This window comes from Salmonella sp. 741265116_PST (genome assembly GCF_046567715.1).
GTDB lineage: Bacteria > Pseudomonadota > Gammaproteobacteria > Enterobacterales > Enterobacteriaceae > Salmonella > Salmonella enterica.
This window is the reverse complement of the sequence record NZ_JBKFPH010000014.1, coordinates 39,657-66,025: the sequence shown is the minus strand read 5'-3', so window position 1 is coordinate 66,025 and position 26,369 is coordinate 39,657. Positions and strand designations below refer to the sequence as shown.

At 52.8% G+C, this 26,369-nt stretch carries 24 protein-coding genes and 1 pseudogene; 15 read left to right on the top strand and 10 right to left on the bottom strand.

Translation table 11 applies throughout. From position 1 onward, the window contains the following. Positions 1 to 144: 144 nt before the first annotated feature. From citC to rnk, 9 genes and pseudogenes are all read left to right on the top strand, one after another. Entirely contained in the window at positions 145 to 1,221 is a 1,077-nt protein-coding gene (gene citC, locus ACLD11_RS11935; protein ID WP_000467878.1) for a [citrate (pro-3S)-lyase] ligase, read from the top strand. Continuing rightward, the gene (gene citD / locus ACLD11_RS11930) at positions 1,218 to 1,514 is read left to right on the top strand and encodes a citrate lyase acyl carrier protein (protein WP_000700679.1); all 297 of its coding nucleotides are present in this window, start codon (positions 1,218 to 1,220) and stop codon (positions 1,512 to 1,514) included. The genes citC and citD overlap by 4 nt, the downstream gene beginning before the upstream one ends. After that, positions 1,511 to 2,419, top strand: coding sequence for a citrate (pro-3S)-lyase subunit beta (gene citE / locus ACLD11_RS11925; protein ID WP_023209530.1), 909 nt, complete (start codon positions 1,511 to 1,513; stop codon positions 2,417 to 2,419). The genes citD and citE overlap by 4 nt, the downstream gene beginning before the upstream one ends. A gap of 9 nt (positions 2,420 to 2,428) precedes the next feature. After that, positions 2,429 to 3,958, top strand: coding sequence for a citrate lyase subunit alpha (gene citF, locus ACLD11_RS11920; RefSeq protein ID WP_411014949.1), 1,530 nt, complete (start codon positions 2,429 to 2,431; stop codon positions 3,956 to 3,958). Positions 3,959 to 3,961: 3 nt separating this feature from the next. Next, entirely contained in the window at positions 3,962 to 4,513 is a 552-nt protein-coding gene (gene citX, locus ACLD11_RS11915) for a citrate lyase holo-[acyl-carrier protein] synthase (protein ID WP_411014948.1), read from the top strand. Then, the gene (gene citG, locus ACLD11_RS11910) at positions 4,485 to 5,381 is read left to right on the top strand and encodes a triphosphoribosyl-dephospho-CoA synthase CitG (RefSeq protein WP_411014947.1); all 897 of its coding nucleotides are present in this window, start codon (positions 4,485 to 4,487) and stop codon (positions 5,379 to 5,381) included. Before citX ends, citG begins: the two co-directional genes overlap by 29 nt. 37 nt (positions 5,382 to 5,418) lie before the next feature. After that, complete coding sequence (citT, locus tag ACLD11_RS11905; RefSeq protein ID WP_000059040.1) at positions 5,419 to 6,882, top strand: citrate/succinate antiporter CitT; 1,464 nt, start codon at positions 5,419 to 5,421, stop codon at positions 6,880 to 6,882. Positions 6,883 to 7,052: 170 nt separating this feature from the next. Beyond that, positions 7,053 to 7,546, top strand: a pseudogene (locus tag ACLD11_RS11900) (ribonuclease I); the annotation flags it as partial. 234 nt (positions 7,547 to 7,780) lie between these two features. Then, positions 7,781 to 8,191 (top strand): nucleoside diphosphate kinase regulator, encoded by a 411-nt coding sequence (rnk, locus tag ACLD11_RS11895; protein WP_000089748.1) that lies wholly within the window; start codon positions 7,781 to 7,783, stop codon positions 8,189 to 8,191. An 82-nt stretch (positions 8,192 to 8,273) separates the two neighbouring features. Here rnk and ACLD11_RS11890 read toward each other — a convergent pair whose 3' ends face one another. Beyond that, on the bottom strand, positions 8,274 to 9,512 hold the full coding sequence (locus ACLD11_RS11890) for a zinc-dependent alcohol dehydrogenase (protein WP_000646119.1): 1,239 nt from the start codon (positions 9,510 to 9,512) through the stop codon (positions 8,274 to 8,276). 222 nt (positions 9,513 to 9,734) lie between these two features. Here ACLD11_RS11890 and uspG point away from each other — a divergent pair, with 222 nt between their 5' ends. Further along, positions 9,735 to 10,163, top strand: coding sequence for a universal stress protein UspG (uspG, locus tag ACLD11_RS11885; protein WP_000278499.1), 429 nt, complete (start codon positions 9,735 to 9,737; stop codon positions 10,161 to 10,163). A gap of 67 nt (positions 10,164 to 10,230) precedes the next feature. On the opposite strand, the gene ACLD11_RS11880 is transcribed toward uspG, so the two are convergent. The 6 genes from ACLD11_RS11880 to ahpC all read right to left on the bottom strand — a co-directional run bounded on the left by ACLD11_RS11880 (position 10,231) and on the right by ahpC (position 17,087). Then, the gene (locus ACLD11_RS11880) at positions 10,231 to 10,998 is read right to left on the bottom strand and encodes a dimethyl sulfoxide reductase anchor subunit family protein (protein WP_079981502.1); all 768 of its coding nucleotides are present in this window, start codon (positions 10,996 to 10,998) and stop codon (positions 10,231 to 10,233) included. Further along, positions 10,998 to 11,555 carry a 4Fe-4S dicluster domain-containing protein gene (locus ACLD11_RS11875; protein WP_001250381.1) on the bottom strand — a complete coding sequence of 186 codons (558 nt, stop codon included), beginning with the start codon at positions 11,553 to 11,555 and terminating at the stop codon, positions 10,998 to 11,000. Before ACLD11_RS11875 ends, ACLD11_RS11880 begins: the two co-directional genes overlap by 1 nt. Next, positions 11,552 to 13,831 (bottom strand): molybdopterin-dependent oxidoreductase, encoded by a 2,280-nt coding sequence (locus ACLD11_RS11870; protein ID WP_183060487.1) that lies wholly within the window; start codon positions 13,829 to 13,831, stop codon positions 11,552 to 11,554. Before ACLD11_RS11870 ends, ACLD11_RS11875 begins: the two co-directional genes overlap by 4 nt. Next, entirely contained in the window at positions 13,824 to 14,384 is a 561-nt protein-coding gene (locus ACLD11_RS11865) for a molecular chaperone (RefSeq protein ID WP_000377444.1), read from the bottom strand. Before ACLD11_RS11865 ends, ACLD11_RS11870 begins: the two co-directional genes overlap by 8 nt. A gap of 332 nt (positions 14,385 to 14,716) precedes the next feature. After that, complete coding sequence (gene ahpF, locus ACLD11_RS11860; protein WP_411014946.1) at positions 14,717 to 16,282, bottom strand: alkyl hydroperoxide reductase subunit F; 1,566 nt, start codon at positions 16,280 to 16,282, stop codon at positions 14,717 to 14,719. Positions 16,283 to 16,523: 241 nt separating this feature from the next. Further along, on the bottom strand, positions 16,524 to 17,087 hold the full coding sequence (gene ahpC, locus ACLD11_RS11855; RefSeq protein ID WP_000052802.1) for an alkyl hydroperoxide reductase subunit C: 564 nt from the start codon (positions 17,085 to 17,087) through the stop codon (positions 16,524 to 16,526). Between the two features lie 440 nt (positions 17,088 to 17,527). Here ahpC and dsbG point away from each other — a divergent pair, with 440 nt between their 5' ends. The 4 genes from dsbG (at position 17,528) to ACLD11_RS11835 (ending at position 21,483) form a co-directional block, all read left to right on the top strand. Continuing rightward, the gene (gene dsbG, locus ACLD11_RS11850) at positions 17,528 to 18,274 is read left to right on the top strand and encodes a thiol:disulfide interchange protein DsbG (protein WP_079944458.1); all 747 of its coding nucleotides are present in this window, start codon (positions 17,528 to 17,530) and stop codon (positions 18,272 to 18,274) included. 315 nt (positions 18,275 to 18,589) lie between these two features. Then, a complete protein-coding gene (citR, locus tag ACLD11_RS11845; RefSeq protein WP_076726238.1) occupies positions 18,590 to 19,492 on the top strand; it encodes a DNA-binding transcriptional repressor CitR in 903 nt (300 codons plus the stop codon). 165 nt (positions 19,493 to 19,657) lie between these two features. After that, a complete protein-coding gene (locus ACLD11_RS11840; RefSeq protein WP_076726236.1) occupies positions 19,658 to 20,893 on the top strand; it encodes a phosphoadenosine phosphosulfate reductase in 1,236 nt (411 codons plus the stop codon). Then, a complete protein-coding gene (locus ACLD11_RS11835; RefSeq protein ID WP_076726234.1) occupies positions 20,866 to 21,483 on the top strand; it encodes an IbrB-like domain-containing protein in 618 nt (205 codons plus the stop codon). The genes ACLD11_RS11840 and ACLD11_RS11835 overlap by 28 nt, the downstream gene beginning before the upstream one ends. Here ACLD11_RS11835 and ACLD11_RS11830 read toward each other — a convergent pair whose 3' ends face one another. Beyond that, positions 21,484 to 22,644 carry a pyridoxal phosphate-dependent aminotransferase gene (locus ACLD11_RS11830; protein WP_183060478.1) on the bottom strand — a complete coding sequence of 387 codons (1,161 nt, stop codon included), beginning with the start codon at positions 22,642 to 22,644 and terminating at the stop codon, positions 21,484 to 21,486. Positions 22,645 to 22,770: 126 nt separating this feature from the next. Here ACLD11_RS11830 and ACLD11_RS11825 point away from each other — a divergent pair, with 126 nt between their 5' ends. Next, complete coding sequence (locus ACLD11_RS11825) at positions 22,771 to 23,859, top strand: oxidoreductase (RefSeq protein WP_411014945.1); 1,089 nt, start codon at positions 22,771 to 22,773, stop codon at positions 23,857 to 23,859. A gap of 36 nt (positions 23,860 to 23,895) precedes the next feature. Here ACLD11_RS11825 and ACLD11_RS11820 read toward each other — a convergent pair whose 3' ends face one another. Further along, positions 23,896 to 24,093, bottom strand: a complete 198-nt coding sequence (locus ACLD11_RS11820) for a YbdD/YjiX family protein (RefSeq protein WP_000460619.1) — start codon at positions 24,091 to 24,093, stop codon at positions 23,896 to 23,898. Positions 24,094 to 24,156: 63 nt separating this feature from the next. Then, a complete protein-coding gene (gene cstA, locus ACLD11_RS11815; protein WP_001043108.1) occupies positions 24,157 to 26,262 on the bottom strand; it encodes a pyruvate/proton symporter CstA in 2,106 nt (701 codons plus the stop codon). Positions 26,263 to 26,369: the final 107 nt, after the last annotated feature.

The following is a 26,369-nucleotide window of genomic DNA, read 5'->3' as shown; positions in this document are numbered from 1 at the left end:
CGATGTATACGCCAGAGAGAAAAATAAATAACTCGTAATAAAAAAACTCCCACTCTGACTGAAAAGAAAAAGTTATCAAGTTGCAACACAGCGCAACATATACAGAAAAGTGGCAACAAGCATATCACCAGGATATTTCTTACTATGTTTGGCAATAATGTATTCACCCGGGTAAAACGCTCTGAAAATAAAAAAATGGCGGAGATCGCTCACTTTCTCAAAGAGAATGATTTAAGCGTCGATACCACTGTAGAGGTGTTTATTACCGTCACCCGTCATGACCGACTTATTGCCTGCGGCGGTATCGCCGGAAATATCATTAAATGCGTGGCCATTAGCGAATCAGTACGCGGCGAAGGCTTAGCGTTAACGCTGGCGACGGAATTGATTAATCTCGCCTGGGAACGACACTGCACCCATCTTTTTATTTATACAAAAACGGAATACGAAGCGCTGTTTAAACAGTGCAGCTTTTCGACGATAGCCAGCGTCCCTGGCGTAATGGTCTTAATGGAAAATAGCGCGACCCGGTTGAAACGGTATGCGGAATCGCTGGCGACATTGCGTCATGAGGGAAAGAAAATTGGCTGTATTGTGATGAACGCCAATCCTTTCACGCACGGCCATCGCTATCTGATCCAACAGGCGGCTGCGCAGTGCGACTGGCTGCATCTGTTCCTGGTCAAAGAAGATACATCACGCTTTCCCTATGAAGACCGACTCGATCTGGTCCTTAAAGGGACTACCGATATCCCGCGCTTAACCGTTCACCGCGGCTCCGAATACATTATCTCTCGGGCAACGTTCCCCTGCTATTTCATTAAAGAGCAGAGCGTTATTAATCACTGTTATACCGAAATCGACCTGAAGATTTTTCGCCAGTACCTGGCGCCCGCGCTTGGCATCACACACCGCTTTGTCGGTACGGAGCCGTTTTGCACCGTTACCGCCCAGTACAACCTTGATATGCGTTTCTGGCTGGAGACGCCAACGCTTCCCGCCCCACCCATTACGCTGGTGGAAATAGAGCGTCTTTGCTTCCAGGAAACGCCGATATCCGCCTCCTGGGTACGCAAGCTGCTGGTTAAACACGATCTCACGGCTATCGCGCCGCTGGTTCCCGACGCCACCCTGCGCTATTTGCAGGGTATGGTCGAACGCCATCCGGGCAGCGCGGCAGCCCGTCAAAAGTCCCCCGTATTAGCAACAGGTGAAAAATGAAAATAAACCAGCTAGCCGTCGCAGGCACGCTTGAGTCCGGCGATGTGATGATACGCATTGCGCCGCTCGATACGCAGGATATTGACCTGCAAATCAACAGTAGCGTTGAAAAACAGTTTGGCGAGGCCATTCGCGCCACCATCCTGGAGGTGCTTTCTCGCTACGACGTGCGCGGCGTACAACTGAACGTCGATGATAAAGGCGCTCTGGACTGCATTTTGCGCGCCCGACTGGAAACGCTACTGGCGCGCGCCAGCGGTATTGCCGCTCTGCCCTGGGAGGATCGCCAATGATTTCCACTTCTCTGCAACAACGTAAAACCCGCACCCGCCGCAGTATGTTATTCGTACCGGGCGCCAACGCGGCGATGGTGAGCAATTCGTTTATCTACCCGGCCGACGCGCTGATGTTCGACCTGGAAGACTCCGTTGCATTACGCGAAAAAGACGCGGCGCGCCGTCTGGTATATCACGCGCTGCAACACCCGCTTTACCGTGACGTCGAAACCATTGTCCGCGTGAATGCACTGGACTCCGAATGGGGCGTCAACGATCTGGAAGCGGTCGTGCGCGGCGGCGCGGACGTGGTGCGTTTACCGAAAACCGACACCGCGCAGGACGTCATTGATATCGAAAACGAAATTCTGCGCATTGAAAACGCCTGCGGTCGCGAACCGGGCAGTACCGGCCTGTTAGCCGCCGTGGAATCGCCGCTGGGTATTACCCGCGCGGTAGAAATCGCCCACGCCTCTGAACGGTTGATCGGGATTGCGCTGGGCGCGGAAGACTATGTTCGCAATCTGCGCACCGAACGCTCTCCGGAAGGCACCGAACTGCTGTTCGCCCGCTGCGCCATTTTGCAGGCCGCGCGTTCCGCTGGCATTCAGGCCTTCGATACCGTCTATTCAGACGCCAATAACGAAGCCGGTTTCCTGCAAGAAGCCGCCCACATTAAACAGTTGGGCTTTGACGGTAAGTCACTGATCAACCCCCGCCAGATCGAACTGCTGCACAACCTTTATGCGCCGACGCGTAAAGAGGTCGCCCATGCGCGTCTGGTCGTTGAAGCCGCAGAAGCCGCCGCCCGCGAAGGTCTCGGCGTCGTTTCCCTTAACGGCAAGATGGTCGACAGCCCGGTGATTGAACGCGCCCGTCTGGTGCTCTCCCGTGCAGAACTTTCCGGTATTCGCGAAGAATAAGGCAAAAAAATGACGCAGAAAAATGAATCTCAACGCCAGGATCGCGTAGCAGCCTGGAGCCGTCACGCTGAAAGCGAACTGAGCGCTTACCAAAGTGCGGCAAAATTGGATCTACAAGCGCAAAAACCGCGCGACCACAAACTGTGCGCCAGCCTGGAAGAGGCCATCCGCCGTTCCGGTTTACGCGACGGCATGACGCTCTCTTTTCACCACGCGTTTCGCGGCGGCGATCTGACGATTAACCTGGTGATGGAAACCATCGCGAAGATGGGCTTCAAAAATCTGACCCTGGCCTCCAGTTCGCTGAGCGACTGCCATGCGCCGCTGGTTGAACACATTCGTAACGGGGTGGTCAGCCGCATCTACACGTCAGGCCTGCGCGGCCCGCTGGCGGAAGAAATTTCTCGCGGCCTGCTGGCTGAGCCGGTTCAGATTCACTCCCACGGCGGTCGTGTACATCTGGTACAAAGCGGCGAACTCAATATTGATGTTGCGTTTCTTGGCGTGCCCTCCTGCGATGAATTCGGTAATGCTAACGGTTATACCGGCAAAGCCTGTTGCGGTTCACTGGGCTACGCGATGGTGGATGCTGACAGCGCGAAGCAGGTCGTGATGCTGACGGAGCAACTGCTGCCGTATCCGCATAACCCGGCAAGCATCGCTCAGGATCAGGTTGATCTGATCGTGCAAATCGAAGAAGTCGGTGATGCAAACAAAATCGGCGCTGGCGCGACCCGCATGACCACTAATCCGCGTGAACTGCTGATCGCCCGCAGCGCGGCGGAAGTCATTGCCCACTCCGGCTACTTCAACGAAGGTTTCTCCCTGCAAACCGGTACTGGCGGCGCATCGCTGGCGGTCACCCGCTTCCTGGAAGACAAAATGCGTAGCCGCAACATTGTGGCTAATTTCGCGCTGGGCGGTATCACCGCCACCATGGTCGACCTGCATGAAAAGGGCTTAATCCGCAAACTGCTTGACGTTCAGAGCTTCGATCGTAACGCTGCGCAATCTTTGACCCGCAACCCGAACCATATCGAAATCAGCGCTAACCAGTACGCCAACTGGGGCTCTAAAGGCGCTTCCGTCGACCGTCTGGACGTGGTGGTACTGAGCGCGCTGGAAGTCGACACCCACTTCAATGTTAACGTGCTGACCGGCTCCGACGGCGTTCTACGCGGCGCGTCCGGCGGTCACTGCGATACCGCCGTCGCGGCGGCGCTGTCCATCATCGTCGCGCCGCTGGTACGCGGTCGCATCCCAACGCTGGTTGATAACGTCACCACCTGCGTCACACCAGGCTCCAGCGTTGACATTCTGGTCACCGATCACGGTATCGCCGTCAATCCGGCGCGTCCGGAGCTGGCTGAACGCCTGAAAGCAGCGGGAATGAAAGTGGTATCGATTGAGTGGCTGCGCGAACGCGCGCAACTGCTTACCGGTCAGCCCCGCCCTATCGAATTCACTGACCGCGTGATTGCTGTCGTGCGTTATCGCGACGGTTCAGTGATCGATGTGGTGCATCAGGTGAAGGAATAAGCCATGCGCCTGCTTCCGGAACTCGCCGCCTGTCACAACGTTTCTATTCCTGAGCTGCTCGCCAGCCGGGATGAGAGACAAGCAAGACAGCGCGCCTGGCTAACGCGCCACGCCACTCCACTGGTCTCCTTTACCGTGGTGGCGCCAGGCCCGATGAAAGACAGCGCGTTAACCCGCCGGATCTTTAATCACGGCGTGACTGCCCTGCACACGCTGGCAGAAGAGTATGGCTGGACCATCCGGGAGCAGGCTGCACTGGCTTCCGCCAGCGGGCCGGAAGGGCTGCTGGCGATTGACGCGCCCGCTCAGGCGCTCAAACAGGCGACCATCACGCTTGAACAGCGTTATCCACTGGGGCGCCTGTGGGATATCGATGTCCTGACGGCGGAAGGCGAAATACTCTCTCGCCGCCATTTCGCGCTTCCCGCCCGCCGCTGTCTGCTGTGCGGGCAAAGCGCGGCTGAATGCGCGCGGGGTAAAACCCACGCGCTGACTGATTTACTGATTCATATGGAGGCGCTGCTGCATGATGCCGATTCCCGCCAACCCGACTAACGCCTCCATTCAGCCTCGGTCGCTGTACGACGCCTGGGCCGATTTAGCCTGGCGCGCCATGCTGACCGAGGTAAATTTATCGCCAAAACCCGGTCTGGTAGACCGACTAAACTGCGGCGCGCACAAAGATATGGCGCTGGCGGATTTTCACCGCAGCGCGGAGGCGATTCGACACTGGCTGCCGCGCTTTATGGAATATGGCGCCAGCTGCACGCGCCTGCCGCCAGAATCGGTTCTGGCGGGCCTGCGTCCATTGGGGATGGCCTGTGAAGCAGCGATGTTTCGCGCAACGGCGGGCGTCAATACCCATAAAGGCAGCATTTTCTCGCTGGGGTTACTGTGCGCCGCCATTGGCCGCCTGTATCAGCTACGCCAACCGATCGTCGCAGAAACACTCTGCGCTACCGCCGCCGATTTTTGCCACGGCCTGACCACGCGCGAACTGCGTCAGAACAACCTACAGCTCACCGCAGGTCAGCGGCTGTATCAGCAACTGGGATTAACCGGCGCGCGCGGTGAAGCGGAAGCGGGCTATCCGCTGGTCATCCGCCACGCGCTGCCGCACTACCGCGCATTGCTGGCGCAGGGGCGCGATCCCGAACTGGCACTGCTTGATACCTTACTGCTGCTGATGTCGCTTAACGGCGATACCAACGTCGCGTCGCGCGGCGGGGCGGACGGTCTGCGCTGGTTACAGCAGCAGGCGGCGGTCTTATTACAGCAGGGCGGCATACGGACGCCTGACGATCTCGTTTATCTCCACCGGTTCGATCAGCAATGCATTGAACGCAATCTCAGCCCAGGCGGTAGCGCCGATCTGCTGATCGTGACCTGGTTTTTAGCGCAAATTTCGCAAGTTAATCATTAACACAATTATAGAAAATATCCTTTCCGGAGAGTCATTTATGTCTTTATCCAAAGATAATATATGGAAGTTGTTGGCCCCATTAGTGGTGATGGGCGTCATGTTGCTAATTCCTGTTCCAGATGGTATGCCGCCGCAGGCCTGGCACTATTTTGCGGTTTTTGTCGCGATGATTGTCGGTATGATCCTGGAGCCGATCCCGGCGACAGCGATCAGTTTTATCGCCGTAACCATTTGCGTTATCGGCAGCAATTACCTGCTATTTGACGCTTCAGAACTGGCCGATCCGGCGTTTAACGCCAGTAAACAGGCGCTGAAATGGGGGCTTGCCGGTTTCTCCAGCACCACGGTCTGGCTGGTTTTCGGCGCGTTTATTTTCGCGCTGGGCTACGAAGTGACCGGGCTGGGGCGCCGCATTGCGCTGTTTCTGGTAAAATTCATGGGTAAACGCACGCTGACGCTCGGCTATGCGATTGTCATTATCGATATTTTGCTGGCGCCGTTTACTCCCTCCAATACGGCTCGTACCGGCGGGACTGTCTTCCCGGTCATCAAGAACCTGCCGCCGCTGTTTAAATCGTTTCCAAACGATCCTTCCGCACGCCGCATCGGCGGTTATTTGATGTGGATGATGGTGATCAGTACCAGCCTGAGCTCTTCGATGTTTGTCACTGGCGCGGCGCCAAACGTGTTAGGTCTGGAGTTCGTCAGCAAGATCGCCGGCGTCCAGATTAGCTGGCTGCAGTGGTTTCTCAGCTTTCTGCCGGTGGGGATTATTTTACTGATCGTTGCGCCGTGGCTCTCCTATGTGCTTTATAAACCTGAAGTGACCCACAGTGCGGAAGTCGCAGCCTGGGCTGGCGGCGAGTTAAAAAACATGGGGCGTCTGTCCCGCAAAGAGTGGACGCTGATTGGCCTGGTGCTGCTTAGCTTAGGATTGTGGGTTTTTGGTGGAAAAATCATCAACGCCACTGCCGTGGGTCTGCTGGCCGTCTCGCTGATGCTGGCGTTGCATGTTGTACCGTGGAAAGACATTACGCGCTACAACAGCGCCTGGAACACCCTGGTGAACCTCGCTACGCTGGTGGTCATGGCCAATGGCTTAACCCGCTCCGGCTTTATTGACTGGTTCGCCAATACCATGAGTACGCATCTGGAAGGTTTCTCGCCGGATGCAACCGTCATTGTACTGGTACTGGTGTTCTATTTCGCGCACTATCTGTTCGCCAGTCTTTCCGCTCACACTGCGACCATGCTGCCGGTCATTCTGGCGGTGGGTAAAGGCATTCCGGGCGTTCCGATGGAACAACTGTGTATTCTGCTGGTGCTGTCTATCGGTATTATGGGCTGTCTGACGCCGTATGCCACCGGCCCTGGTGTGATTATCTACGGCTGCGGTTACGTGAAATCCAGAGACTACTGGCGGCTTGGCGCAATCTTTGGCGTTATCTATATCGCTATGCTGTTGCTGGTGGGCTGGCCGATTCTGGCAATGTGGAATTAAACATTACACCAACGTAGGTTAAAAATGATGCCGTTCAGGTTCACCTGAGCGGCATTTTTTATGATTAAATGGTTAACATTCATAATTTGTATAAATTATCGAATTCATCATGAACACAATATGGCATTACAGTCCGCTGCTGGCTGTCCTCTTAACCCCGATTTTTGCCGCCAACGCCGAATCTGCCTGAGGTCAAGGCCAGCCGGAAATGCTCCGCCCCGCCCCCGGATTTTCGCCTGACATCGCGGCAATGCTTAAGGAAGTGATGCCCGGCGCGGGGGGGGGGGGAAATTCCTGTCTGGAGCGCTACGAATATGCCAAACATGGCGCCTGTTTCGGGTTTGATCCCAATACCTATTTCGGCACCATGATACGGCTGGATAAGGCGATAAAAGACAGCGCGCTGGGGCAGTTTCTGGCGGATAATTACGGCAAAACCGTTAGCCGCGCCGCGTTTGATAGCGTCGTCGCACAAATGTGGGGCAAGGATAATGTCAAAGCCGTTAAAGTAAACTGCCAGGGCAATCCCGCCTATTTAACAGAGATTCGGTTTTCATTAAAGGCGTCGATGATTAACGCGCCGCTCTCCTCCGCCTCATTCCAGCCGCAGCAGCATCCCCGCAACTGCGGGAAACAGTTTATTATCGATAAAGCCGGTTATTGACGAAGCAAAGGTTTAAAACCGTAGTCACATTTGAGAACACGCCCGAATGTAGACTAAAATTCACTCAAGGCTATGACGTTTGAGGATTTACCCGAATGTGAATTAAATCACTTCAAAGACGGGGTAAGTCTCAGTATCATCATGAGAGTTGAACCCTCGCCGCCAGACGGTGAGGGTTTTCTTTTGGGACCATTTACCTGCACTACTCGCAGTATCGATGACATGGAGTAAGAAATGTCCAGACCCACTATTATCATTAACGACCTTGACGCCGAACGTATTGATCGTCTTCTGGAACAGCCTGCGTATGCGGATCTGCCGATTGCCGACGCGCTCAACGCCGAACTGGATCGCGCGCAAATGTGTTCGCCACAAGAGATGCCGAACGATGTCGTCACCATGAACAGCCGCGTTAAATTCCGCAATTTGAGCGATGGTGAAACACGCGTGCGGACGCTGGTGTATCCCGCCAATATGACGGACAGCAGTACCCAGCTTTCGGTAATGGCGCCCGTCGGCGCAGCGTTGCTGGGACTGCGCGTCGGCGACACCATTCACTGGGAACTGCCGGGCGGCGCCTCCACCCATCTCGAAGTGCTGGAACTCGAATATCAGCCTGAAGCCGCGGGCGACTTCCTGCGTTAAACCATCTGCATAAGCGTTAATGCGTTTACACAGAGGATGCCTGCGCATCCTCTTTCCGTTAGCCCTTTCATTTTTGCCTGCTTCAGACAACGCCGCCTGGCATCGGGTTGACTACTCCCGTCGCCTGTTTCTGCGCCGCTTGTGCCGACGTCGCTCCCGGCACCAGGATAACCTTCCGGCACTCTTCTTCGCGTTTTTCGAAAATTTCGTAGCCGCGCGCCGCCTCTTCAAACGGCATATAGTGCGTGACAATCTCCTCCGGCTTCAGCAACCCTTTTTCAATAAGCGGTAATAACTCCCCCAGCCACGCGTGAACATGGGTTTGACCCATTTTAAAAGTTAGCCCCTTATCAAAGGCGTCGCCGAATAAAAAGCCGTGAATAAAACCGGCATACACGCCGGGTACGCTGACCACGCCGCCGCGTCTGACCGCCGCGATACATTGTCGCAGCGCTTTGCCGCTACTGCCTTCCAGTTTAAGGTTCGTCAGCACCGTCTCCGTCATGCTGCCTTTCGCTTCAAAGCCTACGGCATCAATTACCGCGTCCACGCCGCGGTGTCCTGCCGTCTGCTCGATGATTTTTTCCGCCGGATCGTTCTCATCATCGAAGTTGATCGGTATCGCGCCATAACGTTCTTCGGCGAAACGCAAGCGCCAGGCGTGGTGATCAACGACGAAGATCTGCTCCGCGCCCAGCAGGCGCGCACAGGCGATAGTCAGTAATCCTACCGGCCCTGCGCCAAAAACCGCCACGCTGGAACCTTGCTGAATCTGGGCATTTTTTGCCGCCTGCCAGGCGGTAGGCAAAATATCAGAAAGAAACAGCGCCTTATCGTCAGATAACAGCGGCGGCACCTTAAATGGACCAACATTACCTTTTGGCACGCGAACATATTCGGCCTGTCCGCCGGGAACGCCGCCATACAGATGGCTATACCCAAACAGCGCCGCCGGTGGCGGGATCTGTTTTTTATTCATCGCCGCGCCGTGTCCGTCGTTAGTGTTTTCACACGCTGAATATTGCTGTAGCCGACAGAAAAAGCAGTCACCACAGGCAATGACAAACGGGATAACGACCCGATCCCCTTTCCGAATATTCTTTACATCATGTCCGGTTTCCACCACCTCGCCCATAAACTCATGGCCGAAAATATCGCCATGTTTTACCTGTGGGATCTTGCCGCGATAGAGATGCAAATCAGATCCGCAAATCGCGGTGGCGGTAACACGCAAAATGATATCGTCAGGCTGCTCAATGCCGGGATCGGGTACGTTTTCAACCTTTACGTGATGTGGACCGTGATACGTCAATGCTTTCATGCAGCCTCCGGGGTAACGGTGAATGTTGCGTTCGACTATAAAAGGGTAGCTATCCCGGAGAGACTGCCGGAAAAACAGGCGGCTTTAGGATTTTTCCTGGAAAATACACGACTTTTTTAGCGCCAGGTTGCCGCAATATTTAAAATTGCCAGACAAATAGCAGAAAGAAATATTATTATATGCTTGAATAAATTCAGTATTGATTAACAGGGAGTAACGGGTATGTATAAGACAATCATTATGCCGGTTGATGTTTTTGAAATGGAACTTAGCGATAAAGCCATTCGCCACGCTGAGTTTCTGGCGCAACAGGATGGCGTCATTCATCTGTTGCATGTACTGCCTGGGTCCGCGAGCATGAGCCTGCACCGCTTTGCCGCCGACGTGCGCCGCTTTGAAGAACATTTACAGCATGAGGCGGAAACGCGTCTGCAAACGATGGTGGGACACTTCAGTATCGATCCTTCACGAATTAAAACGCATGTTCGCTTTGGTAGCGTGCGCGATGTCGTCAATGAGATGGGCGAAGAACTGGATGCGGATGTCGTGGTAATCGGTTCGCGTAATCCGTCCATCACGACACACCTGTTGGGGTCTAACGCCTCAAGCGTGGTGCGCCATGCGACGCTGCCGGTATTGGTTGTGCGTTAACCCTGGTGGCTAAAAACTGACACGCCCTGCCAGGCAGCGCCTGGCAGGGCTTTTTACTGCATCATCGTTAGTACAAATGCCCGATATTCACAATAGTACTCACCGTGTCGCCAAAAAAGACCAGCCGACTCAAAAATACGCCAACGAATAACAAGACGAACAGGAGTTTCGGGCGCGAATCACCGTGACGGCTGGCGATAAAAGCGAGCGCAAGGCAGACCAGGCTTGCCAGATAAAACGGTGAAGCCAGCCATGAACGCGCCGTCATCTGCATTATCGTTCCCCCGCTTAACCACACCAGCGGCGCCGCGATAAGTACCGCGATACACACCACAATCCCCTGGCGTAACGCAGGAACGGCAGGCCTGAGTTTTAACAGCGGAATCGCCGCGCAACCCATGACCCATACCGTAATAAAAAATAACAGCATGGTAAATCCATTAGCGATAGCCACCATCGCTGGCGCGGCGTAGGTCATCCCCTGCACCGCCACCAGTAACACGCCGAACACGGAGGCGATAAGAGTCATCGCTTTATGTCCCTTTGCCAGGAACGTTACGCCGACCGCTGCGCCAAACAACGTGGCGCCAAGGATTTCCCGACTTAACCAGGCATGTCGCAGGTTAATCAGCGCATTATAAGCGCGATCGGGATGCGCCAGATGCAGAATCGCGGCAATAGACGCCAGTGCCAGCACCAGCCCGGTGGCCAACCAATAGAAACGCTGGCCTTCCACTTCACCACGCAACGTACGCCATGTCAGTACCAAAGCCATCCCGACAGACATCTGGCTTAATACCGTAAAAAACACCAGCGGCAGTTCATATTTTTCCATTACTTGTCCTCCGGCTGCTTAGGCTGGCGCGCCAGAATAAAGCGCGTTCCTGGATTGAGCTGTGGCATATGCGGGAACCCTGGCGGATACTGCACCGCATTATCGGGCACAGGATCGGCATCCAAATCGATAATCGACAAGGCGCCCACCGGACAGGCGTTTACGCACGCCGGATTCATACCGATATCAAGACGCTCGTAGCACATACTGCATTTTTCCGCTTTACGCGTCTCTTCATTAAAACGCGGCGCGCCATAAGGACAGTTACGAATACAGTTTTTACAGCCGATGCAGCGCTCAGGGTTATGCACCACCACGCCATCTTCACGTTTGGTATAGGCTTCGACCGGACAGGCAGCGACGCAGGCCGGATGTTCGCAGTGGTTACAGGCCAGCGAGTAAAACGCCCGCTCTTCATGTGGATAGATGTCTTTATCCAACGGATAAACGTAGCGCCAGAAGCGATCCGGCTCCAGTTGGTTAAAGCTTTTACACGCCATAGCACAGCCGCGGCAGCCGATGCACTTATCGCTATTCACTAAAAACGCACGTCTCATGCTACGGATTCCCCTTTACCGATCAATACAACGTCAGCAAACTGACTGTGGATAGCGGCGCCCGGCGCGCCAGTTTTCATCAGCCCCATATCAGCAGGCGTATCGGCCACGACGTTTTGCACGTTGTACTGCCGTTTCGGGAACCACGCTTCGTACATCACCAGGAAATCTTCCGGCACGTTGGTGGTGACTTTTGCCCGCAGCTCAACTTCACCGGTGCCATTGAAAACTTTGACCAGATCGTTCTCGCTGATGCCTTTTTTCTGTGCGGAAGAAGGATGGATATAAACGAACGGTTCCGGGTAGAACACCTGCATCCAGTCCAGGTTGATAAACTGCGAGTGCAGGCCAAACTGCACGTGCGGCGTAAACAGATGGAAAGGCAGTTTGCTCTCGGCTTCCGGTTTGTATTCCGGCAGCGCGGTATGGCCGTTTTTCTCCGCCAGTTCAGATTTAAATTCATACTTGCCTGACGGCGTTTTGAACTTGCGGTCATACCAGGCGGCAGAACTTGGCAGGATCGCTTTTTTCGGCCCGTCCAGCAGATCGTCCCAGGAAGAGATGCCGAACATTTTCGCCATACCGTTGTTGAACTCCTGATCCAGCCAGCGCTTGTGATCGAACTCTTGCGGGAAGGTACAGGAACCCGGCGCCATCTTATTAATGGTGCGCGACAGCATGGTAGCGATTTCAAGGTCGCATTTTGCTTCATACATCGGCTTAATCGCCGGCTGATTAATGGAAAGCCAGTAGTGCCAGTAAGAAGCATCCACGTTCCACTCTTCAAACGCGGTGGTAACGGGCAGCACGATATCAGCGTGTTGCACCGTTTCGTTGAAGAACTGATCGGCGCAGACCACCATTTCCAGCTTTTCAAACGCTTTTTTCATCTTGCTGCGATCGAAATCCTGGGCAAACGGGTTTTTACAGGCGACCCACAGCATACGAACCGGCGGATCGTTGGCCTCCAGAATCCCCTGCGCCGTCTGGTTGATATTCAGAGAACGATCGGAGTACTGCACGGCGTCGCTGCCAGCGGCAGCCCCGAATTCACTGGTGGTGCCCGCCGCTCCCGGTATGCCAATAGCGCCCACCGGCGGCTTCTGCAACATGGCGTTATAGTTAAAGCCCCAGGTATGCAAATGGCCATAACGCGCGCCGCCGCCTTCGACACCGATGTTGCCGGACATAGCGACAAAGGCATCGATAGCGCGAACGTTGGCGCCGCCGTTGACATGACGCTGCATCCCGTAACCAATCCAGACCGTGGCCGGGTTAACCGCCGTAAACTCTTCCGCCAGCTGGCGAATGACATCCGCAGACAGGCCGCAGATTTCTGCCGCCCACTCCACGGTCACATGGTTACGCAGATAGGCTTCAAATTCCGGATAGCCGTGAGCATCGTTGTTGACAAAATCCTGATCCACCAGGCCTTTATCCACCAGATGACGCGCCATCCCCAGCGCCAGCGCACCGTCTGAACCAGGCCGTACGCGCAGGTAGAGATCGGCTTTGGCGGCAGTCTGCGACAGCAGCGGATCGATAACCACGACCTTCGCCCCTTTCTCGCGCGCCTGATAGATGTACTTCATGCTGTGCATTGAGCACCAGGCCGGGTTGGCGCCCCAGATAATGATGTATTTCGCTTTCACCATATCTTCCGGGTCGTTACACCACATGTCGCCCATGTCGTAGTTTTGCGCGTCGATACCGGCAGGCCAGCACGGCGTACCGGCAAAACGGGTGGTGTAGCCAAGCGAGGACATCATCCCTTCAACGGCATAGTTCAGCACGCCAAACTTACCGGAATATTTAGTCAGCGCCAGACCGAGCATAGAACCGTCTTTTTTCTTAATCTCCAGCATTTTGGCGGCAATGCGCTGCATCGCCTCTTCCCATGAGATGCGACGCCAGTTGCCGCTACCGCGAACGTCCTGCACCATGGGATATTTAATACGATCGGGGCTATAAACCCGGCGCGGATAGCTTAACCCTTTGACGCAAGGGGTACCGTGAGTAAATGTTGATTCCGGCGCACCTTCCACGAAAGTAATGACCCCGTCCTTTACCCACGTCTTGAGGCTACAGGTGTCATAGCAGTTACGCGGACACGCGTTACGATAAATTTTGTACGTTTTAGGGTTAAAGGGAACAGGCGGCTGCGCAAGCGCGCATCGGGAGGTCAGTAATCCTCCGGGTAAAGCCGCAACGGCGCCCAGTGCCACTATCCCCTTTAAAAAAGAACGTCTGTTCAGATGTCCTGTCTCATTACTCATATTGATACTCTCGTTTTAATTCATCAAGCCAATAAAATAAGATGTCCGCCACCGTATATAACGTGGTCGTTTGTGCATGAGTTTTTATTTTTTCGATATATAATGGCACCCACTTTGTTAAATAGTTATTGATATATTGAGTGAGAGTAGAGCGGTATTGTGACGTTTGCCGAGTGTTAGCCAGTAATAGTGTGGTCAATTCCAGTACGCAGGAAATATGATCGTCAGGAATATTGCTTTCCTGATTAACCGATAATCCCAACGCTGCCATAAACTCCCGTATCTCCAGCGTCGCCTTTCCCATCACCAGCGCATCCTCTTCCAGATACACTGAAGCGAAAGGCGCAGCCAGCAGCTTGCCAGGACCGACGAATAGCGCATTAAAGTCATACTCCGCCTCCAGCCACGCTCGGTCGGTAAGGTTTACCGCAGCAGTGGGATTTAATCTCACGTAGGCAGATTTCAGTGAACGACTATCATGAGAATTAAAAAAATCACGCAATGTAAGCCCTGTTTTTTCTAATTCCGTCAGTGATTCATAGATTGAATCCATGAATAAATAACCTCACATACAAATGCAATATAAATCAAGAAAAAAGAATGGGCATGTTAACGGAAGCGCTTAATCTTTCTTTGATAAAAAAACAGAAAAATTCCAGTTAAATCCGTAGAAGGCTTTTTTATTGTTTCAAAGTTTAAAAACAGAAGACCGTTGAAATAAAAAACCGTCTGTTATTAACAGACGGTTTCAGAGTATTGATAATGAAGAAGGTGTTTTAGCCGGCGGCGTTCCCCGGGCATAAACACCGCAGGCCCGAATAGCTTACACTATCGGGCCATTTACGATGGCCAGTTAACTGACCTTGCAGGTGTGCTTACTTCTTTTTATGCGATTTTGGTACGAATCAGATAATCAAAGGCGCTCAACGAGGCTTTCGCCCCTTCGCCTGTGGCGATGATAATCTGTTTGTAAGGAACGGTGGTACAATCGCCTGCGGCGAAGACGCCCTTAACGCTGGTTTCACATTTGGCGTCAATAATGATCTCGCCCATGCGGTTACGCTCAAGCGCGCCTTCCAGCCAGTGGGTATTCGGCAACAGACCAATCTGCACAAAAATCCCTGCCAGCGCGACGCTATGAATATCGCCGCTGACACGGTCACGATACTCCAGCCCCACCACTTTCGAACCGTCGCCCTTCACTTCTGTCGTTTGCGCATTCAAAATGATATCGACATTTTTCAGGCTACGCACTTTGTCCTGTAGCACCTGATCCGCCTTCATCTCCGGCGCGAACTCCAGCAACGTAACATGTTCTACAATACCTGCCAGATCGATAGCCGCTTCAACGCCAGAGTTGCCGCCGCCGATGACCGCCACACGCTTCCCTTTAAATAACGGACCGTCGCAGTGCGGGCAATAGGTGACGCCTTTGGTGCGATACTGATCCTCGCCCGGCACATTCATATTGCGCCATTTCGCGCCGGTGGCGATGATGATACTGCGCGCTTTCAATACTGCGCCGGACGCCGTTTCAATCTGATGCAGGCCGCCTTCTGTCGCGGCCGGAACCAGTTTACTTGCGCTCTGGCTGTCGATAACGTCAACGTCATAATCGCTGACATGCGCTTTCAGCGCGCCCGCCAGTTTCTGGCCTTCGGTTTTCGGCACTGAGATATAGTTTTCGATATCCACGGTATCCAGCACCTGACCGCCGAAGCGCTCGCCCATCAGACCGGTACGGATGCCTTTGCGCGCCGAGTAGACCGCTGCCGCCGCGCCCGCCGGGCCGGAGCCGACAATCAGTACGTCATACGCATCGCGTTTGTTCAGCGCTTCCGCCGCGCGTTTTTCTGCGCCAGTATCCACTTTAGCGACAATCTCGGTCAGAGTCATACGTCCCTGGCCGAACTCTTTACCGTTAACAAATACCGCCGGAACACCCATCACGCTACGTTCGGTGATTTCGTTCTGGAAGGTGCCGCCATCAATTGCCGTATGTTTAATACGCGGGTTCAGCACCGCCATCAGGTTCAGCGCCTGCACTACGTCCGGGCAGTTATGGCAGGAGAGTGAATAATAAGTTTCGAATTCAAAATCGCCGTCAATATCGCGAATCTGCTCCAGCAGCGACTGCGCTTCTTTTGACGGATGACCGCCGGTCCACAGCAGCGCCAAAACCAGCGAGGTAAATTCGTGGCCCAGCGGAGAACCGGCAAAGCGCGGCCCCTGCTGAGAGCCTGGATTCGTAATCAGGAAAGACGGCTTGCGCACCGGCAGAGAATTGTCTTCTTTAAATGTGACCTTGTCGGACAGCTCGGCGATTTCAGCCAACAGTTCCTTGATTTCCGCCGATTTAGCGCTGTCATCCAGCGTGGCAATCAGCTCAACAGGTTTGGTCAGTTTCTCAAGGTAAGCCCTGAGCTGGGTTTTCATATTTGTGTCGAGCATTCTTCTTCCCTCTCTGAAAACATCATCATGCAAGCCGACTTCGCGGGACTGCATTAATGCAACTTGCGTCATGGTGCTGGAATGAAATGGGCGCGGGAGCGCCCATGACTGAAACAATTTCCAAAGTATTTCACGTCAGAGTAAGGCGGCTAGCCTGAGAATCCCCGGGAGCTTACTGAAGTAAGTGACCGGGGTGAGCAGGCGACGCCAACGCAGCTATGACGTGAAAGACGACGGAAATTTAGATTTTACCAACCAGGTCTAAGGATGGAGCCAGAGTCGCTTCACCTTCTTTCCATTTCGCCGGGCATACTTCGCCTGGGTGAGCGGCAACGTACTGTGCTGCTTTAATTTTACGCAGCAGGTCAGACGCGTCACGGCCGATACCTTCAGCGGTAACTTCGATCGCCTGGATGATACCCTGCGGGTCAACAACAAAGGTCGCACGGTCTGCCAGACCTTCATCTTCACGCATGTTGTCGAAGTTACGGGTCAGGGCGCCAGTCGGGTCGCCGATCATCGCATATTTGATTTTTGCGATAGTTTCAGAGCTGCTGTGCCATGCTTTGTGCGTGAAGTGAGTATCGGTTGAGACGGAATAAACGTCTACGCCCAGCTTCTGCAGTTCTTCGTAATGGTCGGCAACGTCACCCAGTTCAGTCGGGCAAACAAAGGTAAAATCGGCCGGGTAGAAGAAGAAGACGCTCCAGCGGCCTTCGGTATCTTTCTCGGTGACTTCAATGAACTCACCGTTTTTGAACGCCTGGTTTTTGAAAGGTTTGATTTTGGTGTTAATTAAGGACATCTATACTTCCTCCGTGTTTTCGTTGAGGAGTAAGTTAACGAAATTTTGCTGATTCGGCTAATGCGTTTCCATTATCAAATCAATAAGCGTTAACTAACAACCCGATTCGGGCGACATTGTGAACACTGCGCCCTGTCAGCCATCTAAAGTAAAAAGGCCGCCTGACAGGCGGCCCCATTACCTGAACTACCCGCAGGTAACTTCAGAGCCAGTACGACTCGTCTTGCAAATTACAGACGTATTGTCTGCAACTCGAAATCCATAGCGTATATGCTGGCTAAGTGTTGCGCTCTACATTACCTTAACAAAGGCTGTAACAGCGAAAAGGATTACATCACCCCAGCATAGAAAGGGCAATCCTGGCACGCCAGCTCTTACCTATGTCTGTGATAGGCATCATCATTAATACTCTTTTCGCTTTGATCTTAAAAGGAAAAAATATGATTAAACGTACATTGCTGCTTGCTATGCTGCCCATTCTCGCCCACGCGGAAGAACTGCCTGCGCCGGTTAAAGCCATTGAAAAACAGGGCATAACCATCCTGAAATCCTTCGAGGCGCCGGGGGGCATGAAGGGCTATCTCGGAAAGTATCAGGATATGGGCGTCACGATTTACCTGACACCGGACGGTAAACACGCGATTTCCGGCTATATGTATAATGAAAAAGGTGAAAATCTTAGCAACGCCCTGATAGAAAAAGAGATCTATGCGCCCGCCGGACGTGAAATGTGGCAGAAAATGGAAAAAGCGTCATGGATACTCGACGGTAAAAAAGACGCGCCGGTGGTGCTGTATGTCTTCGCCGACCCTTTCTGCCCCTATTGTAAGCAGTTTTGGCAGCAAGCTCGCCCGTGGGTCGAATCCGGCAAGGTACAATTACGTACGTTACTGGTGGGCGTGATTAAACCGGAAAGCCCGGCCACAGCCGCAGCGATTTTAGCCGCGAAAGACCCGGCGAAAACCTGGCATGACTATGAAGCCTCCGCAGGAAAGATGAAGCTGGAGGTTCCGGCGTCCATCCCCCCGGCGCAGATGAAAGTCATTAATCAGAATGAGCAGTTAATGGACGATCTTGGTGCTAACGCGACGCCAGCAATTTATTACATGAATAAAGATAAGACGTTGCAACAGGTTGTGGGTTTACCGGAAAAAGCGCAACTGGACGCCATGATGGGGCAGCCTTAACGCAGAAATTAGCAAGGCAGGAGCTTAACCGTACCACGCCCGATAGCGCTGTGTTTGTCGGGCCAACCTCCTCCTGGCATTAACGCGACGCCAGACCAGCATGTCATCCGGCACAGCCTTTTAGACTAACGGCGTGATTATATAAGTGTCAGTTATGACAGCCTTTACTGTAATTATTTACTCGCTAAAATATTCATAACTGTGGTATTTTAGTTTAAATAAACTCTACATTAAGTTTAATAAACATAATTCTGGTAAATTATTGAGATTAAGTCATAATCATGGAAGATACCATGATTATGCCAGGAAGATACTATGGCTAACCTTTACGACCTTAAAAAATTTGATCTTAACTTGTTGGTTATATTTGAATGTATTTATCAACATTTAAGCATTAGCAAAGCGGCAGAAACTCTCTATATTACACCTTCTGCCGTAAGCCAGTCATTGCAACGCCTGCGCACGCAATTCAATGACCCTTTATTTATTCGTTCAGGCAAAGGAATTACGCCTACCGTAACAGGCATTAATTTACATTATCATTTAGAAAATAACCTTAACAGCCTGGAACAAACCATTAATATAATGAATCAGTCCAGCCTGAAGAAAAAGTTTATTATTTACAGCCCACAACTATTGATCACCCAATATGTGATGAAATTAGTTGAATATATCCGCAAAGATTCACAGGTTGAAATTGAACATCACGACATTTTGACCACTGACGAACAGCCTGAAGATCTTCTTGCCTACCGCAAAGCAGATATTGTGGTTTCAATGGCCCCACTCAATAATCGTTCTATTGTTTGTACTCACTTTAATAAGGTGGAATGTATCCTGGCTTGCAGTGAAAACCATCCCCGGCTAGGTGAAACCGCAACTATCGACGAAATTCTACAAGAGTCATTTACGCAATTCGTCGCCCGGGAAAACGATATAAAAGAGCATCATTCACTTATCCATAATATGCTGGGGGAAAGAATAATTGGTTTCAGAAGCAAATCGCTGATAACCATCGCCAACGCCATCAGCGCCACGGAGCTTATTGGTTTTTTACCACAATCACTTGTTGACTATTACTCATCCACTATCAAACTTAAAAAAATCACCATACCTTTTACCATTGCTCCCATACAACTCTATCTTATGTATAATAGAGCTTCGCTGAATAATAGCGGATTTACTGAGCTCATTGAGCAAATAACAAAAAAGCATTAATAAGAAGGTCAGATAACGAATATTAATATAAATTCAATGTATATATTTATATAATGCATTTATTTAATAAATATAATAAAGCATTGCAAGTTCATCTAATCAGCTTATCCTTTATGTTAATTATTTCGAATATACTGTAGTTAACACATCGGAGACTATCCAGAGATGTCGGTTTATAAAGTTCCGCTTGAGCAAAATGTTCTGGAAGCGGCTCAAGAGCGTATAATGTGGACCCTGGAAACCTTACCCCGGGTCTGCGTCTCATTTTCTGGTGGTAAAGATTCAGGACTTATGCTGCACCTGACGGCAACGTTGGCGCGCAAAATGAATAAAAAGATCCACGTTCTCTTCATTGACTGGGAAGCGCAATTCTCCTGTACCATCGCCTATATTGAATCATTACGTGAATACTACGCGGACGTTATTGAGCGTTTTTATTGGGTCGCATTACCCTTAACCACACAAAATTCCCTTTCACAATACCAGCCGGAGTGGCAGTGTTGGCAGCCGGGTGCCGACTGGGTACGACAACCGCCAGAAGATGCGATTACCGATCCGGCCTTTTTTTCCTTTTATCAACACGGCATGACCTTTGAACAGTTCGTTCGCGATTTTGCCGACTGGTTTTCAGAAAAGCGTCCTGCCGCTATGCTGGTCGGTATTCGTTCCGACGAATCCTATAACCGGTTTGTCGCTATTGCTAACTCGCATAAGCTGCGCTTTGCCGACGATAAGCCCTGGACCACGTTAGCCCCCAGGGGGCACACCTGGTATATCTACCCCATCTATGACTGGAAAACCGCAGATATCTGGACCTGGTTCGCCAAAACAGGTAAACCCTGTAACCCTTTGTATAATTTGATGTATCAGGCTGGCGTACCGGCCCGTTACATGCGTATTTGTGAACCGTTCGGCCCGGAACAACGGCAGGGGTTATGGCTGTATCATGTTATCGAACCTGAGCGCTGGGCGGCCATGTGCGCCAGAGTCAGCGGCGTACTCAGCGGAGGAATATACGCCGGGCAGGACAGCCATTTTTACGGCCACCGGAAAATTTTAAAACCCGATCACCTTAACTGGGAGGAGTATGCGCTGCTCCTGCTACACAGTATGCCTGAAGTCACTGCCGAACATTACCGTAATAAAATCGCCGTTTATTTGCAGTGGTATAAGAAAAAAGGCATGAACACCATCCCACAGACGCAGCAGGGCGATATCGGATCGCGGGATATTCCGTCGTGGCGGCGGATCTGCAAAGTATTACTGAACAATGATTACTGGTGCCGGGCGCTGTCATTCAGTCCGACAAAACCTAAGAATTACCAGCGTTATAACGAACGTATGAAAACTAAACGCCAGGAATGGGGGATCTTATGCAACACCGACTCACAACCGAAATAACTCACTTTCTCTCTGAACTGCCTGAAGAAGAGAGAATCGCCGCCATTAATGAATTTAGAATGGCGATACATAGCGTTAGTCCTTTTCGCGATGAGCCTGTCGATTGTGTCCTGTGGGTGAAAAACGATCATATTTCGCCTAATGACTACAACCCGAATAACGTTGCGCCGCCGGAGAAAAAACTGCTGCTGAAATCGATTGAACAAGATGGGTTTACTCAGCCGATAGTGGTGGTAAAGGCCGATGCGGAGGAGTACGAGATTGTGGACGGTTTTCACCGTCATGAGCTGGGCAAAGGAAAAATGGTCCTGAAAAGGCGTCTGAAAGGCTACCTGCCGATAACGTGTCTGGACAGAGAACGTCACGAACGCATGGCGGCAACCATTCGGCATAACCGCGCGCGCGGGCGCCACCAGATCCACGCCATGTCAGAAATCGTGCGCGAACTTTCTCTGCTAGGCTGGGACGAGAGCAAAATCGGCCAGGAGTTAGGTATGGACGCCGATGAAGTCCTGCGCCTGAAACAGATCAACGGACTGCAGGAGCTTTTTGCAGACCGTCGATTCTCCAGAGCGTGGACGGTTAAATAACTACAGTTTACACAGGCGATCTGCGGCGGCCAGCAGCGTTGATTCCTGTTTAGCGAAACATAAACGTATAAGCTGATGCGGGAAAGGGGCGGCGCAAAAGACAGAGAGCGGAATAGCGGCGACACCGACTTCTTCGGTTAGCCACTGACAAAACTCAACGTCATTTAGCGTCGACACTGCGCTGTAATCGATTAACAGAAAATAGGTACCTTCACAGGGCAGCACTTTTAATCGGCTTTGCGCCAGCGCGTTAACCAGCACATCGCGTTTTTTCCGGTAAAAATCGGGTAACGCGCGATAGTGTTCCGGCGCGGCGCGCAGCATATCCGCCAACGCCAGTTGCGCCGGCGTATTGACGCAAAACGTCAGGTACTGATGAACTTTGCGTATTTCGGCGCTAATGGCCGCAGGCGCAACGCAGTAACCAATCTTCCATCCTGTCATATGAAAGGTTTTACCAAACGATGAAACGGCAACCGCCCGCTCTCGTAACTGAGGGTGCGCCAATACGCTGGCATGGCCTTCGACGGCAAAACAAATATGTTCGTACACTTCATCGCTTAATACATAAATTTCCCGCTCGCCGATAGCCTGCCACAGCGCCTCGATATCCTCCTGACGCCAGACGGTAGCGGTGGGATTATGCGGCGTATTGAGGATCACCAGCCGCGTGCGCTCGCTAAGCAACGCCGAAAACGCCTGCCAGTCGACGCGAAAATGCGGCGGCGTAAGCGCTATGCGTTTTAACACGCCGCCGGAAAGCGCCACGGCCGGGGCATAGCTGTCATAACTGGGATCGAAACAGATAACCTCATCCCCTGCCCGCACCAGCGCGGTAATCGCCGCATACAGCGCTTCTGTCGCGCCCGCCGTGACGGTGATATCACTGACGTCATCGGGTCGATAACCATATATTTCCGCCGTTTTATCGGCTATGGCCTCCCTCAGCGCCTGCGCGCCCGTCATCGGCGCATATTGATTCGCGCCCTGCGCGGCATGATAAGCCAACCGCTCGTGCAAATAAGAAGGACCATCAAAATCAGGGAAGCCTTGCGATAAATTTATTGCCTGATGTTTCTGCGCCAGCGCGCTCATTTGCGTAAAAATCGTGGTGCCAAGATTGGGTAATTTACTTTTTGGAATCAGTGGGTTATTTCTCATTATCTTCATACCCGCCAGTGATGTGGTTGTTGACACACTATCACAGGGTGTTAGTATTTGGCAATCAAGACGTTTAGATGTCTAAATATAATAACAACGGTGAGAAGACCCTAAGGACAACACAACATGAACCACACTGAAATCCGCGTCGTTACCGGCCCGGCGAATTATTTTTCCCATGCCGGAAGCCTCGGAAGACTGACAGACTTTTTCACGCCGGAACAGCTTTCCCACGCCGTTTGGGTGTACGGCGAACGCGCGATTGCCGCCGCCCGTCCTTACCTGCCGGAAGCGTTTGAACGTGCTGGCGCAAAACATCTGCAGTTTACCGGCCATTGTAGCGAACGCCATGTTGCCCAACTGGCGCACGCCTGCAACAACGATCGTCAGGTGGTGATAGGCGTCGGCGGCGGCGCGCTGCTCGATACCGCCAAAGCGCTCGCCCGCCGTCTGGCGCTGCCGTTTGTCGCTATCCCGACCATCGCGGCAACCTGCGCCGCCTGGACACCGCTTTCCGTCTGGTATAACGACGCGGGACAGGCGTTACAGTTCGAAATTTTTGATGATGCGAATTTTCTGGTGCTGGTCGAACCGCGCATTATTCTGCAGGCGCCCGATGACTATCTGTTAGCTGGCATTGGCGATACGCTGGCGAAATGGTATGAAGCCGTTGTGCTTGCGCCGCAGCCTGAAACGTTGCCATTGACCGTAAGACTGGGCATTAACAGCGCATGCGCTATTCGCGATCTCCTGCTGGCCAGCAGCGAACAAGCATTAGCGGATAAACAGCAGCGTCGGCTGACCCAGGCATTTTGCGACGTGGTGGATGCGATTATCGCTGGCGGCGGTATGGTCGGCGGCCTCGGGGAACGCTATACCCGTGTCGCCGCCGCCCATGCGGTACACAACGGTCTGACCGTCCTGCCGCAAACGGAAAAGTTCCTGCACGGAACGAAAGTGGCTTATGGCATTCTGGTGCAAAGCGCGCTACTGGGGCAAGATGACGTGCTGGCGCAATTGATTGCAGCGTACCGGCGATTTCATCTGCCGACCCGGCTTAGCGAACTGGACGTGGATATTCATAACACCGCAGAGATCGATAGGGTAATCGCGCATACTCTGCGCCCGGTCGAATCCATCCACTATTTACCCGTGACGTTAACGCCAGACACTCTGCGTGCGGCGTTTGAAAAAGTTGAATTTTTCAGAATATAGCCTGGTAACGTTGCGCTTATCAGCGCCTGGCAACCATCAGCAGCAACGCGCGCCGCCTTTTCCACCATAGCGCGCATCCTGCCGCTCGCGGAAAAATTCTTCATAGGTCATCGGCGTCTGATCCGGATGCGTTATGCGCATATGTTCCACATAGTTGTCGTAGTCTGGCACGCCAATCATCATTTTTGCGGCCTGTCCCAGATATTTTCCGGCTTTTGAAAGCGTATCGAACATCGTTGTCACCTGTCATTCAAATGCCCTCTCCTTATTCTGGAGAGGGCTATTGATGTAAAAAGATTAGTGCGCGCCTTTCGCCTGCGTCACGATCTCATCCACATTTTCCGGCATCGGCTCATACGGCGTTTCATTCGCCGTCGGTTTATCAATCTTCAGAGCGGCCAGCGCCGTCTTAATAGAGAAGACCGCCAGCACCACGACCACCACCATAAAGAAGATGGTTAGCCCGGCATCCAGACGGTTATTGAATACCAACTGCGCGAGCTGCGATTCGGTGTACTGCGGCGGAATATTGCCGCTGTCGATCATCGCCTGGAACTTATTGGCAATGGCCAGGAAGCCGATTTTCGCATCCGGACTAAACGCTTTCTGCCAGCCCGCCGTCAGCGTACAAATCAGCAGCCAGGCCGTTGGCACCAGCGCGACCCACGCATAACGCTGACGCTTCATTTTGAACAGTACCACGGCGCAAAGCATCAGCGCCATCCCCGCCAGCATCTGGTTAGCGATGCCAAACAGCGGCCACAGGGTGTTAATACCGCCCAACGGATCGACCACGCCCTGATGGAGGAAATACCCCCACGCCAGCACGCACAATGCCGTAGCAAGCAGGTTCGCTGGCAGCGAATCGGTACGTTTCAGCCCTGGCGACACTACGCCCAACAAATCCTGCAACATAAAGCGCGCCGCACGGGTACCCGCATCCACCGCCGTCAGAATAAACAGCGCTTCAAACAGAATGGCGAAGTGATACCAGAAGGCTACATCCATCATGCCGCCCAACGCGCCATGTAAAATGTAGGCCATCCCTACCGCCAGCGTTGGCGCTCCGCCTGCGCGGGAGATAATGGATTGTTCGCCGACTTCATTGGCAATCTGGTGTAACGTATCCGGCGTGATAGCGAAACCCCAACTACTGACCACCTGCGCGGCAGAAGCCACGACATCCGCTGTCCCCGCTGGCGCCAGTACCGCCATCGGGCTATTCATCGCAAAGTAAACGCCCGGATCGATAATACAGGCCGAGACCAGCGCCATAATGGCGACGAAAGATTCCATTAACATCCCGCCGTAGCCGATAAAGCAGGCCTGGCCTTCGTTGGCCAACATCTTCGGCGTCGTGCCGGAGGAGATGAGCGCATGGAAACCGGAGACCGCGCCGCAGGCGATGGTAATAAACAGAAACGGGAACAGGTCGCCCGTCCAGACCGGTCCTGTACCATCAACAAATTTGGTCAGCGCCGGCATAGTCAGCGTCGGACGCATGATCAGAATCCCGACCGCCAGACCGACAATCGTACCAATTTTCAGGAAGGTAGAGAGATAATCACGCGGCGCGAGCAGCAGCCAGACCGGCAGTACCGCCGCGACAAAACCATAACCCACCAGCATCCAGGTAAGCTGCACGCCAGTAAAATCAAAGTACGGTGCCCAGGTTGGGCTTGCCGCCACCCATCCGCCGGAAATAATAGCGAAAATAAGAAATACCAGCCCAATGACCGACACCTCGCCGATGCGCCCCGGACGCAGATAACGCAGGTAGATGCCCATAAAAATCGCCAGTGGAATGGTGAACGCGACAGTGTACGTTCCCCACGGGCTATGGGTCAGCGCTTTCACCACGATCATCGCCAGGACAGCCAGAATGATAACCATGATCATAAAACAGGCCACCAGGGCGATCACCCCTGCCGTCGCGCCCATCTCCTCTTTAACCAGCTCGCCAAGCGAACGCCCATCGCGCCGGGTCGAGACGAACAGCACCATAAAGTCCTGCACCGCTCCCGCCAGCACGACGCCCGCCAGCAGCCAGATCATCCCCGGCAGATAGCCCATCTGCGCCGCCAGTACCGGCCCAACCAGCGGACCTGCGCCAGCAATGGCCGCAAAATGGTGACCAAAAAGCACTTTCTTATCGGTCGGGACATAATCCAGACCATCATTATGACGTACCGCGGGCGTCATACGCGTTGGGTCAACCGCCAGCACTTTTTTGGCGATATAGAGCCCATAAAAACGATACGCAATAAGATAGACACAGACCGACGCCACTACGATCCATAGCGCGTTGATCTGTTCCCCACGATTTAACGCAATATAGCCCAGGGCAAACGCACCCAATACTGAGAGCGCTGTCCAGACGAGATATTTCCCTGATTTATTCATAGTTGTTGTCCGTTTGGGTGTTCCAGAGAGATGTTACATTTTGTTTCTATAACACCTTTACCGCAATTAACAACACAACAACATGATAAAACCAGTTCGTTACCCAT